Origin of the sequence: Loktanella atrilutea, assembly GCF_900128995.1 — a bacterium.
In the GTDB taxonomy this organism is placed as follows: domain Bacteria; phylum Pseudomonadota; class Alphaproteobacteria; order Rhodobacterales; family Rhodobacteraceae; genus Loktanella; species Loktanella atrilutea.
The window spans coordinates 60,079-77,548 of record NZ_FQUE01000010.1 but is presented as its reverse complement, the minus strand read 5'-3'; the positions used below and the strand labels follow the sequence as shown (position 1 = coordinate 77,548).

At 64.3% G+C, this 17,470-nt stretch carries 17 protein-coding genes; 11 read left to right on the top strand and 6 right to left on the bottom strand.

The window, feature by feature from the left end; all coding sequences use genetic code 11:
* Positions 1-6 precede the first annotated feature (6 nt).
* From BUA54_RS16685 to BUA54_RS16645, 9 genes are all read left to right on the top strand, one after another.
* The gene (locus tag BUA54_RS16685; RefSeq protein ID WP_072858402.1) at positions 7-231 is read left to right on the top strand and encodes a hypothetical protein; all 225 of its coding nucleotides are present in this window, start codon (positions 7-9) and stop codon (positions 229-231) included.
* A 31-nt stretch (positions 232-262) separates the two neighbouring features.
* Positions 263-709: an urease accessory protein UreE gene (locus BUA54_RS16680; protein WP_072858401.1), complete on the top strand. Its 447-nt coding sequence runs from the start codon at positions 263-265 to the stop codon at positions 707-709.
* On the top strand, positions 675-1,334 hold the full coding sequence (locus tag BUA54_RS16675) for an urease accessory protein UreF (protein ID WP_425434983.1): 660 nt from the start codon (positions 675-677) through the stop codon (positions 1,332-1,334). Before BUA54_RS16680 ends, BUA54_RS16675 begins: the two co-directional genes overlap by 35 nt.
* Entirely contained in the window at positions 1,331-1,951 is a 621-nt protein-coding gene (gene ureG, locus BUA54_RS16670; RefSeq protein ID WP_072858400.1) for an urease accessory protein UreG, read from the top strand. The genes BUA54_RS16675 and ureG overlap by 4 nt, the downstream gene beginning before the upstream one ends.
* A 64-nt stretch (positions 1,952-2,015) precedes the next feature.
* Entirely contained in the window at positions 2,016-2,792 is a 777-nt protein-coding gene (locus BUA54_RS16665) for a transglutaminase-like domain-containing protein (protein ID WP_143155473.1), read from the top strand.
* A 62-nt stretch (positions 2,793-2,854) separates the two neighbouring features.
* On the top strand, positions 2,855-4,282 hold the full coding sequence (locus BUA54_RS16660) for a circularly permuted type 2 ATP-grasp protein (protein WP_072858398.1): 1,428 nt from the start codon (positions 2,855-2,857) through the stop codon (positions 4,280-4,282).
* Positions 4,283-4,285: 3 nt separating this feature from the next.
* A complete protein-coding gene (locus BUA54_RS16655) occupies positions 4,286-5,227 on the top strand; it encodes an alpha-E domain-containing protein (RefSeq protein WP_072858397.1) in 942 nt (313 codons plus the stop codon).
* Between the two features lie 9 nt (positions 5,228-5,236).
* Complete coding sequence (locus tag BUA54_RS16650) at positions 5,237-6,034, top strand: transglutaminase family protein (protein ID WP_072858396.1); 798 nt, start codon at positions 5,237-5,239, stop codon at positions 6,032-6,034.
* Positions 6,035-6,064: 30 nt separating this feature from the next.
* Positions 6,065-6,796, top strand: a complete 732-nt coding sequence (locus tag BUA54_RS16645; RefSeq protein ID WP_072858395.1) for a proteasome-type protease — start codon at positions 6,065-6,067, stop codon at positions 6,794-6,796.
* Here the strand turns inward: BUA54_RS16645 and BUA54_RS16640 are convergent.
* Positions 6,793-7,314: a PAS domain-containing protein gene (locus BUA54_RS16640; protein WP_072858394.1), complete on the bottom strand. Its 522-nt coding sequence runs from the start codon at positions 7,312-7,314 to the stop codon at positions 6,793-6,795. The two genes, BUA54_RS16645 and BUA54_RS16640, sit on opposite strands and share 4 nt — an antisense overlap.
* Positions 7,315-7,395: 81 nt before the next feature.
* Between BUA54_RS16640 and BUA54_RS16635 the strand changes: the two genes are divergently transcribed.
* Entirely contained in the window at positions 7,396-10,878 is a 3,483-nt protein-coding gene (locus BUA54_RS16635; RefSeq protein WP_072858393.1) for a chemotaxis protein CheB, read from the top strand.
* On the top strand, positions 10,841-11,224 hold the full coding sequence (locus BUA54_RS16630; protein ID WP_084114490.1) for a response regulator: 384 nt from the start codon (positions 10,841-10,843) through the stop codon (positions 11,222-11,224). Before BUA54_RS16635 ends, BUA54_RS16630 begins: the two co-directional genes overlap by 38 nt.
* A 6-nt stretch (positions 11,225-11,230) precedes the next feature.
* Here the strand turns inward: BUA54_RS16630 and BUA54_RS16625 are convergent, their stop codons facing one another.
* The 5 genes from BUA54_RS16625 to BUA54_RS16605 all read right to left on the bottom strand — a co-directional run bounded on the left by BUA54_RS16625 (position 11,231) and on the right by BUA54_RS16605 (position 17,467).
* Positions 11,231-12,352, bottom strand: coding sequence for a Gfo/Idh/MocA family protein (locus BUA54_RS16625; RefSeq protein ID WP_072858391.1), 1,122 nt, complete (start codon positions 12,350-12,352; stop codon positions 11,231-11,233).
* Positions 12,353-12,426: 74 nt separating this feature from the next.
* Complete coding sequence (locus BUA54_RS16620) at positions 12,427-13,482, bottom strand: sugar phosphate isomerase/epimerase family protein (protein ID WP_072858390.1); 1,056 nt, start codon at positions 13,480-13,482, stop codon at positions 12,427-12,429.
* Positions 13,483-13,506: 24 nt separating this feature from the next.
* Positions 13,507-14,802: a xylose isomerase gene (xylA, locus tag BUA54_RS16615; protein WP_072858389.1), complete on the bottom strand. Its 1,296-nt coding sequence runs from the start codon at positions 14,800-14,802 to the stop codon at positions 13,507-13,509.
* A complete protein-coding gene (locus BUA54_RS16610; protein WP_072858388.1) occupies positions 14,799-15,824 on the bottom strand; it encodes a LacI family DNA-binding transcriptional regulator in 1,026 nt (341 codons plus the stop codon). The genes xylA and BUA54_RS16610 overlap by 4 nt, the downstream gene beginning before the upstream one ends.
* Before the next feature lie 47 nt (positions 15,825-15,871).
* On the bottom strand, positions 15,872-17,467 hold the full coding sequence (locus BUA54_RS16605) for a glycoside hydrolase family 43 protein (RefSeq protein WP_072858387.1): 1,596 nt from the start codon (positions 17,465-17,467) through the stop codon (positions 15,872-15,874).
* Positions 17,468-17,470 lie beyond the last annotated feature (3 nt).

Sequence of the window (17,470 nt, the reverse complement as noted above, 5' to 3'; positions counted from 1 at the left end):
TTTCCAATGGCTACGCAAACACTCAACGCACCGCGCAACGTCGCAATCCGCGAGAAGGTCGATGCCTTCTTCGCCACGATCGGTCAGGGCATGAACGCCTATATGGAGCGTCGGTCGCGGATGGGTCAAATCCAGGCTCTGGAAGCGAAGACCGACGCAGAGCTCGCCAAGATGGGCATCCGGCGCGACCGGATCGTGCACCACGTCTTTCGCGACCTGTTCTACGTCTGACCTTTTCGACGCGGACGGGCGGGGCCAGCGCATGACGCAGCCCGTTGTCCATCACGTCATACACGATCACAGCGCGCCGGTGTTCGACACCTGCGCGCTGACCTACGACCAGCGCCTGATGCGGCGCAGGGTGCTGACCAGCGACGGCGGCACCGCTTTTCTGGTCGACCTGCAACAGACGACCTCTTTGAACGACGGCGATCTTCTGGTGCTCGACGACGGGCGGCATGTCCGCGTGACGGCGGCGGCGGAACCTCTTTACCGCGTCGCGGGCGATCTGGCCCGGCTGGCCTGGCACATCGGCAACCGCCACATGCCCTGCCAGTTCGCGGGCGATCATCTGCTGATCCTGCGCGATCCGGTCATCGGCCACATGCTGGCCGATCATCTTGGCGCGCAGGTGGAGGACGTGGAGGCCCCCTTCGTCCCCGAAGGCGGCGCCTATGGCCACGGCCGCACCCTGCCCCATGCCCACTGACGGCCTGCTGACCCTGATGCAGTGGCTGTCGCCCGGCTTTCCGCTGGGCACCTTCGGGTATTCCCATGGGCTGGAGCAGGCGGTCGCAGATGGTGCGGTCACGACGGCGGACGACTTGCAGGACTGGCTGACGACGGTTCTGACCGACGGCGCGGGGCGCAACGATGCCATCCTGCTGGCGGAAGGCTATCGGGGCGACCGACCGGCGGAGGTCGACGCCTTGGCTCGGGCGCTCGCCGCATCGCGGGAGCGGCTGCTGGAAACCACCGCTCAGGGCGAGGCCTTCTGCACCACCGTCAATGCCGTATGGAACCTTGACCTGCCGCCGCTGTCGCTGCCCGTCGCGGTCGGGGCGGCGGCGCGGGCGCGGGGGATGGCCTTGGAACAGGTGCTTCAGGCTTATCTGCATGCCTTCGCCGCCGGCCTCGTGTCCGCCGCCCAGCGCGCGATGCCGCTGGGACAGGTGCAGGCCCAGCGCGTGCTGGCCGCGGTGGCGCCCCTGTGTGCGACGCTTGCGGCAGCGGCGCTGACGCAGACGCTCGACGACATCGGCAGCAGCGCCTTCATGGCCGAGATCGCGTCGATGCGCCACGAAACCCTGCAACCGAGGATCTTTCGCTCATGACATCCCCACACGGCCCCCTGCGCATCGGGATCGGCGGCCCCGTCGGCGCCGGCAAGACGACCCTGACCGCAAAGCTTGCGCAACGCATGAAGGACCAGCTGTCGATCGGAGTCATCACCAACGACATCTATACGCAAGAGGATGCGGAGGCGCTGATGCGAATGCAGATTCTCCCGCAGGACCGCATCATCGGCGTCGAAACCGGCGGCTGCCCCCACACGGCGATCCGCGAGGATGCCAGCATCAACCTCGCCGCCGTGGCCGAGATGCGGTCGCGCCATCCGGACCTTGACGTGGTGCTGATCGAAAGCGGCGGCGACAACCTGTCGGCGACATTCAGCCCGGAACTGGCCGATCTCACGATCTACGTCATCGACGTGGCGGCGGGCGAGGAGATTCCCCGCAAGGGCGGGCCTGCGATCACGCGGTCCGACATCCTCGTCATCAACAAGACCGACCTTGCGCCGCATGTGGGTGCGTCACTCGACGTCATGGCGCGGGATGCGGCGCGGATGCGCGGCGACGGCACCGTGTGCTTTACCGCGCTGCGTCACGATCAGGGGCTGGACCCCATCGTGGCCCGCATCGCGGGCCTTGGCGGGTTGGAACTGGTGTGACATAGGACGCAGGACATCGCCCCCGGACCGGGGACAGGCGACAATTCCAGACAGGATGAACGACTTGGACAGCCAGATCACCGTGCGTTTGAACTACGGCGTGCCGCAGCCCTGCACCTTGCTGCTGCAGATCCGCGCCATGACCGACGCCAGCCAGACCGTGACCTGGGAAAATACCGAGATCGCGGCCTACCGATCGTTCCGCGACATGCCGGCCGAGGAAGGTATCGGCAACCGCATCTGGCTGGAAACGAACGGCGACCTGATCCTGACCTATTCGGCGCAGGTCAGCGTCAACCGGTTCGTCGCACGGATGGACACGTTGCAGGAAACGCCGCTCTATCAGCTTAACGCGCCGACCATCAAATATCTGATGGCCTCGCGCTACTGCACGGCCGATGCCTTCGCCGATTTCCTGGCCGAGACTTTCGGGCAGCTGTCGGGCGGCGCCAAGGTGCTGGCCATGTCGAAATGGATCACCGACAATCTGACCTACGACAACGACAGCAGCGACAGCGACACGACCGCCAAGGACACCTTTGCGGCACGGCGCGGCGTCTGTCGCGACTACGCACATCTGCTGATCGCCTTCTGCCGGTCGAGCGCCATTCCCGCGCGCATCGCCAGCGTCTACAGCCCCGATGTTTCTCCGCCGGATTTCCATGCGGTGGCAGAGGTTTACCTGAACGGCGGATGGCACCTGATCGACCCGACCGGCATGACGACGCCGGATCGGATGGTCGTGGTCGGTGTGGGCCGCGATGCGGCCGACGTCGCTTTTTTGACCGCCTTCGGAACGGCGACGCTGAATGAACAGGCGGTATCTGTCACTGCAGGGTAGCGTTGCACAGATTTCTGCCTGAATTATTTGCAGATCAGTCAGAAAGCGCTAACCTCCCTGATATGAACACAAAACCAGAACACTTCGACGAGATGCGGGTCGGCGACGACGCGGTGCGCAGCCCCTACGACAGTTACAAGCGCTGGTTCGACGAACAGCCCGCGGGACGGTTCGCGCGCAAGTCGAAAGAGGCCGAGGCGTTTTTTCGGCGGACCGGCATCACGTTCAACGTCTATGGCCAGGTGGCCGCGCAAGAACGGTTGATTCCATTCGATCTTGTTCCGCGCATCATCAGCGGCCGCGAATGGAACAAGCTGTCACGCGGGATCGAGCAGCGGGTCCGTGCGATCAATGCGTTCCTGCACGACATCTACAACCGGCAGGAAATCCTGAAGGCCGGGCGCGTCCCTGTCGACCTGATCGCCCGGAACGAGGCGTTCCTGCCGCAGATGATGGGCTTCTCGCCCCCCGGCAACATATACACCCATATCGTCGGCACCGACATCGTCCGCACCGGAGAGGATGATTTCTTCGTGCTGGAGGACAACGCCCGCACGCCGTCGGGCGTCAGCTACATGCTCGAAAACCGCGAGACGATGCTGCAGATGTTCCCGGAACTCTTCAGCCGGATCAAGGTGCAGCCGGTCAGTGACTATCCCAAGAACCTGCGCCGGTCGCTGGCGGCCACGGCGCCGCAGTCCTGCAACGGCAAGCCGGTCATCGCAGTCCTGACACCGGGCATCTACAATTCCGCCTATTACGAACACTCGTTCCTTGCAGACCAGATGGGGGCGGAACTGGTGGAAGGCCACGACCTGCGTGTGGTCGACGGCCATATCGCGATGCGCACGACCCGCGGCTACAAGCAGATCGACGTGATCTACCGCCGGATCGACGACGAATACCTCGATCCGCTGACCTTCAACCCCAAGTCGATGCTGGGCGTGCCCGGCATCATGGACGTCTACCGGGCCGGCAACATCACGATCGCCAATGCGCCGGGCACCGGCGTCGCCGACGACAAGGCGATCTACAGCTACATGCCTGACATCGTGGAATTCTACACCGGTGAGAAGGCGATCCTGAAGAACGTGGAAACGCACCGCTGCGGCGAGGCGGACAGCCTGAAGTATGTGCTCGACAACCTTGCCGACCTCGTCGTGAAAGAGGTTCACGGGTCAGGCGGCTACGGGATGCTGGTCGGCCCCGCCGCCAGCAAGAAGGAGCTGGCCGATTTTGCCGACAAGCTGCGCGCGCGGCCCGGCAACTACATCGCGCAGCCGACGCTGTCGCTGTCGACAGTGCCGATCTTCGTCAAGAAGGGCCTCGCCCCGCGCCACGTCGACCTGCGCCCCTATGTGCTGGTCAGCCCGGAGGGCATCAACATCACGCCTGGCGGGTTGACCCGCGTGGCGCTGACCGAGGGATCGCTTGTCGTGAACTCCAGCCAGGGAGGCGGCACCAAGGATACCTGGGTGCTGGAGGACTAGACCATGCTGGGAAAAACCGCCGGTGGCCTGTTCTGGATGTTCCGCTTCCTCGAACGCGCCGAAAACACCGCACGTCTGGTCGAGGCCGGATTTCGCATCGCCCTGACCCGCAGCCAGGATTCGTCCAGCGAATGGGAATCCGTGGTGACGACGGCCGGTGTCTGTGACCATTACCGCAAGAAGCACAACGATTTCACCGCCGCAAATGTCATCGACTACCTGCTGCGCGACAAGGACAACGCGTCCTCGGTCTATTCCGTCATCAAATCGGCGCGGGACAACGCGCGCCTTGTCCGGACCGCGCTGACGGTCGAGGTCTGGACCGCGGTGAACGACAACTGGATGACCATGCAGGAGCTGCTGAAGCGGCCGATCAAGGAAACCGACCTGCCCCGCGTGCTGGATGTGATCCGGTCGCAATCGGCGCTGGTGCGCGGTGCGTTGCATGGCACGATGCTGCGCAACGACATCTACGACTTCGCCCGCATCGGCACCTTCATCGAGCGCGCCGACAACGTGGCGCGGATCATCGACGTCAAGTATTACACGCTGCTGCCGTCCACCAGTTTCGTCGGCTCGTCGCTGGACAACGTGCAGTGGGAAACGATCCTGCGCTCGGTCTCGGCGCACCGGGCCTTCCGCTGGCTGGACGAGGAAGACATGACCGCGTCGAGCGTCGCGCGGTTCCTGATCCTCGACCCCCGCCTGCCCCGGTCGCTGGTTTTCTCGATGAAGACGACGGTCGAGAACCTGAACTATCTGGCCGAGGAGTACGGCGAGCGGCATGCCTGCCACGACCACGCCGACCAGATGCTGAAGAACCTGCGCGAGCGCGACATCAAGTCGATCTTCGACGAGGGTCTGCACGAGTTCATCACCGGCTTCATCCACGACAACAACGCGCTGGGCCTGCTGATCGAGCGCGACTACAAGTTTTACAACTAGGATAGAGCCTTGGATCTGCGCATCACCCACACCACGACCTATGCCTACGATCAGCCGGTCAGCTATGCCTTGCAGCGGCTGCACCTGAGGCCGCAGTCCAATGTGATGCAGACCGTGCTGGACTGGTCGCTGGAGGTCGAGGGCGGCGTGGTGGAGCTGACCTGCGACGACCACCACGGCAACATCATGGATCTGGTGAACACGACCCGCGGCGCCACAGAGCTGAAGGTCACGGCCAGCGGCACCGTGCGCACGCAGGACAAGGCGGGCGTCATGGGCAAGGTCTATGGCGCTGCGCCGCTGTGGCATTTCACCCAGCAGACCCGGCTGACCGAACCCAGCAAGGCGATCCGGGCGCTGGCCAGGCCGCTGAAGACGTCGGACAATCCGCTGCGCGACCTGCATGGGACCTCTGCCGCCATCCTGAACGCCGTGCCCTACGCCACCGGCCAGACCTACACAGAAACGACGGCGGACGAGGCGCTCGCCGGTGGGGCGGGAGTCTGTCAGGACCACGCGCACATCATGATCGCGGCGGCGCGGGCGGCGGGGATGCCGGCACGCTACGTCTCGGGCTATCTGCTGCTGGACGACCGCATCGATCAGGATGCCAGCCACGCCTGGGCCGAGGTGCATCTGCCCACGCTGGGCTGGGTCGGCTTCGACGTCAGCAACGGGATCAGCCCCGACATGCGCTATGTCCGGATCGCTATCGGGCGGGATGCGCGGGATGCCGCGCCGATTCAGGGCGTGCGGATGGGACCGGGGGACGAATCGCTGATTGTCACTCTGCAGGTCCAGCAGTAGAAGCGACCTGACCCAAATCAGAGAAGTCTCATGACCTATTGCGTCGGCCTGCGTCTGAACCGCGGCCTTGTCTTCATGTCCGACACCCGCACCAACGCGGGCGTCGACAACTTCTCGATGACGCGCAAGATGTTCACGTGGCAGGCGCCCGGCGACCGCATGATCACCATCATGACCGCCGGCAACCTCGCCACCACCCAGTCGCTGATTTCCCTGCTGGAGGAGCGGAGCAAGTCCGCTGCGGACCGCGACCCCAGCATCATGCGCGAACCCACGATGTTCCAGGTCGCCCGCCTCGTCGGTGCGACCCTGCAAGAGGTCATCGCCTACTCCTCGCCGCTGGGCGACACCTCCGGCCAGCATTTCCGCGCGACGGTCATCGTCGGCGGCCAGATCAAGGGCGGCGTGCCGACCGTGTTCATGGTCTATCCCGAAGGCAACTTCGTCGAGGTGACGGAGGAAACCCCGTTTTTCCAGATCGGCGAGACGAAATACGGCAAGCCGATCCTCGTGCGCGCCTACGATGCCGACATGACCTTCGAGGATACGGTCAAGCTGCTGCTGGTGTCCTTCGATTCGACGGTGAAGTCGAACCTGTCCGTCGGACTGCCCTTCGACATCGTGCTGTATGAAAAGGACTCTTTCGAGATCCACAAGCGCGCGCGGGTCGAGGCGGACGATCCGGTCTATCACCAGATTTCCTCCGGCTGGGGGAATGCGCTGCGCGAAGCCTTCGTGTCGCTGCCGACCTACAAGCTCTAGTGATCCATCCACAGCCGAACGGACGCAGCCATCGACCGGGCCAGCGCCTGCCGCGAGGTGGCGCGAAGACGTTCGTTCAGATCCAGCAGCTTGTCGATCTCGCGCACGATCTGGTTGCCGTGGGCCTCGGCGGCGGCGATACGGGTGTCCTCCTTGACGACGAACTGCGACCCCACGACGTAGGCAAGCGTCCCTTCACGGCTGTGCAGCGGTTCGATGATCAGCAGGTTGTTGAACGGCGTCCCATCGAGGCGCCGGTTCTGAAAGACGGCCTGCGCCGCAGTCCCCTTCTTGAGGGCCGTGCGGATAACCTCGCGGGGGGACTCGTTGTAAAGGTCGGATTGCAGGAACCGGCAGTTCCGCCCCAGCATCTGATCAGCATCGTAGCCGGTCACGTTGCAGAAGGCCGGGTTCGCGTAGACCAGAGGCATGTCCTCGAGGGTCGCATCGGCGATCGACAACGAGATGTTGGACTGGTGCAACCGCTGCGCCACTTCTTCCATGTTCAGCTTCGGCATGACATCCTCTGACAACCCTCGACCACATGCCTATACGCATTAATTTGCGAGCGTAAGACTATACGGCAAACGGAGCCTTTGATGACGACGACCGATACCAGTTCTACCGGCGGTGATGATCAGATCATCGTCGGGATCGGCGCGTCCGCAGGAGGGCTGGAAGCAATCCAGGGCTTTCTGGACCGGTTGCCGGATGAACATCGACTGATCTTCGTCATCGTCCAGCATCTGGATCCGGACCACGACAGCCTGATGGAGGAACTGCTGAACCGTCGCACCCGGTCGCCGGTCGTCACGGCCTACGATGGCTGCAAGGTCGAACCGGGCCATATCTACCTGATTGCGCCGGGCGACTTGCTGACGATCGAGGACTTTACCCTGCGGACCGAGAAATTCGCCCAGCCCCGCGGCGTCCGGCGACCGATCGACGTGTTCCTGACATCGCTGGCCCGGCATTCCGGCCTGAATGCCGTCGGCGTCATCCTGTCAGGGACCGGCAGCGACGGCAGCCACGGGGTGCGCGACGTCAAGAACAACGGCGGCCTCGTGCTGGTGCAGCGTCCGGAAGAGGCCAAGTACAACGGCATGCCCCGCGCCGCGATCGCCAGCGGCGCCTGCGACCTGATCGTGCCCGTCGCGGAAATCGTCCCCGCGCTGGAAGACTTCTTTCACCGCGTCGGCGATCTGACCTCCAGCAACATCACCGATGGCGAGCTGATCCAGCGGGTCGCCCGGCACCTCCGCAACCGCACCGGCCACGATTTTTCCGAATACAAGCCCGGCACCCTGCTGCGACGCATCGCCGTACGGATGTCGATCCTCGGCCTCGCCAAATCGACCGACTACCTGCACCACCTGATCAACGACTCGCACGAGGCGGAGAAGCTTTTCAGCAGCATCCTGATCAACGTCACCAGCTTCTTTCGCGACGACGATGTCTTCGATGCACTGCGCGAAACCCTCATTCCCGATCTGGTCGGAACCGTCGGCGCAGGGGGCGACCTGCGGATCTGGGTGGCCGGTTGTTCGACCGGCGAGGAAGCCTACAGCATCGCCATCATCCTGTCGGAAGTGATGGAGCGTCAGAACATCTGGCCCCGTGTGTCGATCTTTGCCACGGACATCGACGAGGACGCCCTGCGCACCGCCCGGCGCGGCGAATACGGCGACGAGATCGCAGGCCGGATGTCATCCGCCACCCTGCAGCGCTATTTCCGTGCGCGTGCCGACGGTTACGTCGTGACCGACGCCCTGCGCAACATGATCCGGTTCTCGAACCAGAGTCTGATCAAGGATCCACCGTTCTCTCAGCTTGACCTGATCTGCTGCCGCAATGTCCTGATCTACTTCGAGAAGCCGCTGCAGACGGCCGTCGTGAATTCGTTCCACTACGGCCTGCGCGAAGGCGGCACGCTGGTGCTGGGCAACAGCGAGGCGATCAACAAGGGCGACGGGTTGTTCGAGGAGATTTCGCGGCACCTGCGGATCTTCAAGCGCAGGCCGGGTCCGGCGGCCCGTCTCGACCTGCGGCCGGCCGATCGTACGTTCAACTCCGTATCCCGTGCGCCGGCGCAGGAGGACGACAGTCTGCCGCAACAGCCCTATGCGGCCGACGTCGTCGCCCATTTCACGCCGCCCTACATGGTGCTGACACCGCAGTACGACCTTGTTTACGCGTCGACGGCCGCGACCGCGTTCCTGCAGGTCAGCGCCGGACGGCCGGAAATCTCGGTCCTCAAGATGGTGCGTCCGGAACTGGAACCCGCCATGTCGCGGTTGCTGCGGTTCGAGCAGAGGGCGGACCAGACCCAAAGCATCGTCTTCGACGGCAACCTCGACGGCAAGCGGCGTCGCCTGCGGATCAGCGGACGCCGGATCGCGGACCAGAACACCCTCGTCGTGCTTGAAGATCAGGTCATCGACGACGACGCCCCGGTCCTCGCATTCGCGGCGGATGGCGCTGAAACCCGCCGCTACACGCGAGAGCTGGAGGCCGAACTCGACGCGACCCGCGACCGGTTGCGCACGATCATGGAAGAGCTCGAGACATCCAACGAGGAGCTGAAGAGCTCCAACGAGGAAATGATGTCCATGAACGAGGAGTTGCAATCGGCGAACGAGGAACTGACGACCACCAACGACGAGTTGAATTCCAAGATCGCCGAAATCCGCGACGCCAATGCGGACATGTCGAACTTCATCAAGAGCAACAAGATCAGCACGGTCTTTCTGGACGAGGACCTGCGCCTGCGCCGCTTCACGCCCGAGGCTCGCAACCAGTTCCGGTTCGTGACCTCCGACATCGGCAGGCCGCTCGACGACATCGGGTCCGAACTGGATGTGGCCCAGATCCTCGACGATTGCCGAGAGGTCATGCGGACCGACAAGATGATGGAGTCCGAATACGAAAGCCGCGACGGTCTCATCTACCGTGCGCGCATCGTGCCCTTCGACGGCGACCCGTCGATCGGCGGCGGCGTGGTCCTGTCGATCTTCGACGTGACCGAACTGCGTCGCTACGCCCGCGAGGCCGAAGAACAACGCAGCCTGTCCGAACAGCGCCTGACCGAGATCGAGGATCTCTACGCGGTCAGCCCGCAAGCGATGGGAATGCTCGACGGCGAGCTGCGCTATGTCAGGGCCAATCGCAGGCTGGCCGACCTGTGCGGAACCTCGGTCCACGATTTGATCGGCCGTCCCCTTGGCGCAATGGCGGTGGGCTTGCGGGACGAGATCGAGCCGATGGCCCGCGACGTTCTGGAAAACCGGACGCGGATCGAGAACCGACAGATCAGGGGCCGGATGCGCGACAGGCCGCAGGACGACCGAGTCTGGGAAACCGACTGGTATCCGGTCTTTCACGATGGCGCCGTGGCCGGTGTCGGCGTGAACGTCCGGGACATCACCGACCAGATCCAGATGCAGTACGAACTGCGGCGGGTGATGCAGGAACTGCAGCACAGGGTAAAGAACATGCTGGCCAACGTGCTAGCCCTGGTGTCGCGCGCCCGCCGCGACGCGACGAGCGACCGCGACGTGTTTTCGGCCCTGTCCAAGCGCATTCAGGCCCTTGCCCAGACCCACAAGCTGCTGACCCAGTCGAACTGGTCGTCCGCCAACCTGCGGCAGATACTGGATCCGGAGTTGACCGCGATCTACGGCGCCGACCGGATCCAGTTGAAGGGGCCGGAAATCGTCGTCAACGCCCGCGCCGCACTGTCGCTGGGCATGGCGATCCACGAACTTGCGACCAATGCCGCCAAGTATGGCGCTTTCTCCGTGCCGGACGGCGCGGTGCGCCTGTCATGGGTGCGTCAGGACGACGGCGAATCCGACATGTACATCTTCCGCTGGAAAGAGCAGGGGGGCCCGACGCCCACGACCGCCGGCGACGACGGTTTCGGCACGCAGCTGATCCGGTCGACCATCACCGGCAGCCTCAATGGAAATGTCACATTTGATTGGGAACCGGACGGCCTGTCGTGCGTTTTGAACATACCTGTGTCCGCGCTTATCGAGATCCCGCATGAATCACTCTTCAATTCCAGTACCCTCGAAATCTAGTCTGCTCTATGTCGAAGATGAGGTGATCGTGGCGCTGGATGTATCGGACGGGCTGGAGCATGAGCTCGGGTTCGAGGTCGAGATGGCGCACAATCTTCGCACGGCGATGGAAAAATGCGATCGCATGTCCTTCGAATATGCCCTTCTGGACATGAATCTCGGAAACGGAGAGAACAGTCTGGCGCTGGGGCTGCGACTGGCCCAAAAAGGGACGCACGTCGTGTTTGCGTCCGGTTACAATCGCAACGAAATCGCGGAAATCGAGTCGTTCCAGCTGATCGAGAAGCCGTTCCAGCTGTCCGACATCTCTGCCGCTTTCGCGGCAGAGCGTGAAAAGTGCGTCTGACCCGGCCTAGACGGTCATCCAGGCCGCATCGGCCGCCGACGACCTGACACAGGCATCGACGAAGACGACACCGGCCAGACCGTCCTGCACCGTCGGAAACAGCGCATCGGAACGCGCCCCGCGCCGTGCCGCCTCGATCGCATCCGCCGCCGCGCTGTAGATGTTGGCGAACCCTTCCAGATAGCCTTCGGGGTGCCCGCCCGGGATCCGCACGCCATCGGTGGCACCGGACGCCCCGTTGCGCGTCAGGATCCGGGTCGGTTCGCCGAAGGGCGTGAATTCCATGACGTTCGGATTTTCCTGCCCCCACGACAGACCGCCCTTGTCGCCATAGACCCGCAGCGTCAGCCGGTTTTCGTTCCCGGGCGCCACCTGAGAACACCACAGCATCCCCCGCGCGCCGCCCTTGAAGCGAAGCAGCACATGACCGTTGTCATCGACACGTCGGCCGGGGACGAAGGACTGCAGGTCCGCGGCAAGGCTCTCCAGCTCCAGCCCGGTCACGAAGCAGGCCAGGTTGTAGGCGTGGGTGCCGATGTCCCCGGTCGATCCGCCGGCGCCGGAACGGGCGGGATCGGTGCGCCAGTCTGCCTGCTTGTTGTCGGGATCGGCATCCTCGGTCAGCCAGTCCTGCGCGTATTCGACCTGCACGACACGGATCGTGCCCAGCTTGCCGTCCTTCACCATCTGCCGCGCGTGGCGCATCAGGGGATAGCCGGTATAGTTGTGGGTCAGCACGAAAAGCGCTTTCGCCTCTTCGGCGACCCGGGTCAGCTCCCGCGCCTCTTCCAGCGTCGCCGTCAACGGCTTGTCACAGATCACGTGGATTCCACGGGACAGGAACGCCTTGGCTGCCGGGGCGTGCATGTGGTTCGGCGTCACGATGGCAACCGCCTCGATCCCGTCGTCGCGCGATGCTTCCGCCTCGGCCATCGCCTCGAAGCTGTCGTAGATGCGATCCTCGGCCAGCCCCAGTTCCAATCCGGACTCCCGCGCCTTTTCGGGTGTCGACGACAGCGCGCCGGCCACCAGTTCGTAACGGTCATCCAGTCGCGACGCATAGCGATGCACCGCTCCGATGAAGGCGCCCTTGCCGCCGCCTACCATGCCCAACCTGATCCGTGTCATCGCAAAACCTTTCAGTCTTCTTCTCGTCGAAAATACCTCGGGGTCCGGGGCTGGCCCCGGTCCGGCGATCGAAATCAGGAAAGCCCGAGCATCCTGCGGTTCATCGCATCATCGGTCCCGCCGGCGGCGAAGTCGTCGAAGGCATGGGGCGTCACGCGGATGATATGGTCGCGGACGAACTGCGCGCCTTCGCGGGCCCCGTCCTCGGGGTGCTTCAGCGCGCATTCCCATTCCACCACCGCCCAGCCGTCGAAATCGTTCGCCGCCATCTTGGAAAAGACCGCACCGAAATCGACCTGACCGTCGCCAAGCGACCGGAACCGCCCCGCCCGGTCCACCCACGACTGATAGCCGCCGTAGACGCCCTGCCGCCCCGTCGGATTGAACTCCGCATCCTTGACGTGGAACATGCCGATCACGTCCTTGTAGATGTCGATGTTGTCCAGATAGTCGAGGCACTGCAGCACGTAGTGCGACGGATCGTAGAGCATCTTGGCGCGGGCATGGTTGCCCGTTCGCTCCAGGAACATCTCGAAGGTCACGCCGTCGTGCAGGTCCTCGCCCGGATGGATCTCGTAGCAGAGGTCGACGCCCTTGCTGTCCGCATGATCGAGAATCGGCCGCCAGCGCTTCGCCAGTTCGTCGAAAGCCGCTTCCACCAGACCCGCAGGCCGCTGCGGCCAGGGATAGACGTAAGGCCAGGCCAGGGCGCCCGAAAATGTCGCCTGCGCCGTCAGGCCAAGGTTCGCGGAAGCATCGATCGCCTTCCTCACCTGATCGACCGCCCAGGCCTGCCGGGCCTTGGGGTCGTTGTGGACGGATTTGTCAGCGAAGCCGTCAAAGGCGAGGTCATAGGCCGGGTGCACCGCAACGAGTTGCCCCTGGAGGTGCGTGGACAGCTCCGTCACTTCGATCCCGTTGTCGGCCGCCTGACCTTTCCATTCGTCGCAGTAGGTCTGCGACGTCGCCGCCTTGTCGAGGTCGATCAGCCGCGCGTCCCAGCTCGGGACCTGCACGCCGTCATAGCCGACCTCCTTGGCCCACTTCGTGATGCTGTCCCAGCTGTTGAACGGGGCCTCGTCCCCCGCGAACTGCGCCAGAAACAGCGCCGGTCCCTTGATGGTCTTCATGGGCAGTCCTCCCAGACTTTCGTGTCAGACGTAACGGTTGACGATGTTTTCCAGCTTCTCCTGCCGGCCCGAGACGGGCTGCGGGTCCAGACCTTCGGCACGGGCGGCGATGCCGTCCAGCGTCTGGCCCTCGTCCAGATAATCGACCTTCTCCCATCCAGCGTAGCGCGCGCGGCGCGGACCTTCCAGCGCATCGTCCTCCAGCATCTTCGCCGCCGCCTTCAGCCCGCGCGCACAAATGTCCATGCCGCCGATGTGGGCCGCGATCAGGTCCTCCGCATCCAGCGACTGACGACGCAGCTTGGCATCGAAGTTCGTGCCGCCGGTGGTGAAACCGCCCGCCTTGAGAACCTCGTAATAGGCAAGCGCCGCCTCCGGCGTGCTGTTCGGGAACTGGTCGGTGTCCCATCCGGACTGATAATCGTTGCGGTTCATGTCGATGCTGCCGAACAGGCCCAGGGTGCGGGCCATGGCAAGCTCATGCTCGAAGGAATGACCGGCGAGGATCGCATGGCCCTGCTCGACGTTCACCTTCACCTCGTCCTCCAGCCCGAACCGCTTGAGGAAGCCGTAGACCGTGGCGACGTCGTAGTCGTACTGGTGCTTCGTCGGCTCCTGCGGCTTCGGCTCGATCAGGATCGCGCCCTTGAAGCCGATCTTGTGCTTGTAGTCGACGACCATCTGCAGGAACCGGCCCATTTGCTGCAATTCACGATCGAGGTCGGTGTTCAGCAACGTCTCGTAGCCCTCGCGACCGCCCCACAACACATAGTTCTCGCCATTCAGGCGGTGCGTCACGTCCATGCAGGCCTTCACGGTCGCGGCGCAATAGGCGAAGACATCCGGATCGGGGTTGGTGCTGGCCCCGCTCATGTAGCGGCGGTTCGAGAACATGTTCGCCGTGCCCCAGAGCAGCTTCGGCCCGCCGTCGGCCATCTTCGTCTCGAAGTAATCGGCGATCTGGTTCAGGCGGTCGCGGCTCTCGGCCAGCGTCGCGCCTTCCGGGCGGACGTCGTGATCGTGGAAACAGAAGTAGGGCACGCCGAGGATACGGAACATCTCGAAGGCCGCATCGGCGCGTTGCTTTGCCAGGTCCATCGTGTCGGCGGGGAACCACGGTCGCTCGAAGGTCTGACCGCCGAAGGGGTCGCCGCCCTCCCAGACGAAGCTGTGCCAGTAGGCGACGGCAAAGCGCAAATGGTCTTCCATCCGCTTGCCCATGATCATTTCGTCCGGGTTGTAATGGCGGAAGGCCAGCGGGTTGGTGCTGTCGGCACCTTCGAACTTGGCGGGGGTGATGCCCTTGAAGAATTCGGTCATTGGACGTTCTCTTTGATGAAGATGTTGAGGGGGATATCGCCGCGATCCGGGGTGACGGTCTGCCCGTCCGCCAGATCGCGCATGATGCTCATCGCCCGCGTCACGGCACGGGCGGGGTCCTGATCGATCACGAGGTCGAACAGGTTGTCGCGCAGACCGGCGCGGGTGGTGTCGGTCAATTCGTGAAGGATGGTGACGGGGCGAAACACCGCATTGGCCTGGCCCATGGCAGCCAGCAGCCCCGCATTGCCCGCACCGATCGCATAAAGACCCATCAGCGGCGCGTCGGTCATCGCCTGCGTTGCGAGCGTCGCGATCCGTTGCGGATCATCGAACCCCTCGACGACGGGCAGCAGGGTCAGGCCCGGAAACTCTGCCGCCAGAACCTGCCGGAAGCCCAGCAGCCGCTGGGCGTGGTCGCGTGCGGCGAGCGAGCCCGCGATCACCAGAACCGGGCCGGTCGGGTTGCGCATGAAGCGACCCATGAAGCTGCCGGCCATGCGGCCCGCGACCTCGTTGTCGGGGCCGACATAGATGTCGCGGTGACCCGCGCCGACATCCGACACCAGCGACAGGATGCGGACACCGGCGGCCCGCAACCGTGCCAGTTCGGCCCGCACCGGCGCGACATCGGACACCATGACGGCGGCGCAATCGGTCTCGGCAGGGTCGATCCGGCGCAGGGCGGCGACTTGCGCGGCGGGATCGAAGGTCTTTGAGGACCGCACATCAACGACGATCCGATCCTTGCGCATCCGGGTGGATTCCGCATCGATGGCCGTGGTCAGACTGCGGACGAACGACGACTGTCCGGCGGGCAGCAGGAAGGTAAAGCGGTAGCCCCGCCCGCGCGACAGGTTGGCGGCGAACTGGTCGCGGACATAACCCGTCTTGTCGACAGCCCGCTGCACTTTTTCAAGGGATTTGGCCGCGACGCCTCCCCGGTTGTTCAGCACGCGATCGACGGTCGCAAGGCTGACTTGCGCTTCGCGTGCCACGTCGTGGATCGTCGGTCTTGTCATCCGGTCCTCCCTGCCCTTGCATAGCGAGAGCGAATGAGGAACGTCAATCATTTTTCCCGTTGCGGCGCCGCTGGCGTATAGGCAAAGGTTGTAAACCGCGCCTCCGCCGCCTGCCCCGAGGTGTCGAACGCCATCATGCCGACGAAGGCCCCGGTGAACGACGCATGTTCCCCCTGCGCGCCCTCGTCCGACACGTGATGCGCCTCTCGCGCCGGGCCGAGGGGCTGACGCCCCTGCCCTGCATCCCAGAAGAACTGCTGGGTCGCGCCGCGCACTTCGACCGACAGGGTGATCGGGCCATCGGGCACGGGCACGGGTGCTATGGGGTGATCGAGCCGCCCCGCCGGCCAGTCGCCGTTGCATGACATCAGGGTCAGGCAGCGCTGGCCATCCTCGAACGTGAGAAACGCACCGTGGAACTTGTGTCGGTTGTAATAGGTCACGAGGCCCGCCGCCTGCTGGTAGGTGACGGGCGCGAAATCCAGCGTCGTGCTGGCGTCGTAACCCGCATCCTCCTGCCGCCTTGCGACAAGCGACTGCTCGAACCAGCTGCCGATGCTTTCGCGCCCGGTCAGGATCAGCGCGCCATCCGCCACCCGGAACAGGCGGTCGGGGTGCGGGGTGCGAAGCCACTGGAACTCGTCGGGCAGGCGGTCGAAGCGGTCATGAGCGACCGGCCCGCGCGGGGTCTGGTCGGGGCCGTCCACCATTTCGGGCGGCAGCAGACCACCATCCTCCAGATACAACCAGTCGTCGCGCCAGACGACGCGGGCGATGCCGGTCTCGCGCCCCGTGGCGCAGAAGGGTTTGCCATCGTGCATCAGCGGACGGCCCATCAGGTAAGTATGCCAGCCGGTGCCATCGGGGGCTTCCACATACTGCCCATGCCCGGTGCGCTGCACCGGATGCCCCGGCACGCCCCTGGTGGAAATGACGTGCTTCTCCGGGTGATCCTCGTAGGGCCCCTCGATCCGGCGGGACCGGGCCAGCGTGACGGCATGGTCATAGCCGGTGCCGCCCTCGGCCGTGGTCAGGTAATACCAGCCGTTGCGCTTGAAGAGGTGCGGCGCCTCGGTCAGGCCCCGGTCGGTGCCGGCGTAGATATTGGTGACGGGACCGAACAGCCCGCGATCCGGCGACCATTCCTGCAACAGGATGCCGTCGAAGCGGTCATTGGCGGGATTGACGCCAGAGCCCTGTTGCCTGTGGTTCCACTGCATGTTGACGAACCACTTGCGCCCATCGTCGTCGTGGAACAGCGACGGGTCGAAGCCGCTGGAATTGACGTACCAGGGATCGGTCCAGTCGCCGTCGATCGTCTCGCAGGTGGTGATGTAGTTGTGGGCGTCCTTCCAGTCGCCCTCCAGCCGCTTCACGTCCGTGTAGACCAGCCAGAACTTCCCGTCCGCGTGGGAAAGACACGGCGCCCAGATGCCGCCGCTGTCGGGATTGCCCCGCATGTCCAGCAGCGCAGCCCGGTTCAGCGGCCGCGCCACCAGCGTCCAGTTCGCAAGGTCGCGGCTGTGGTGGATCTGGACGCCGGGATACCATTCGAAGGTGGAGGTGGCGATGTAGTAGTCCTCTCCCACCCGGCAGATGGACGGGTCCGGGTTAAAACCGGGCAGGATCGGATTGCGGATCATCGG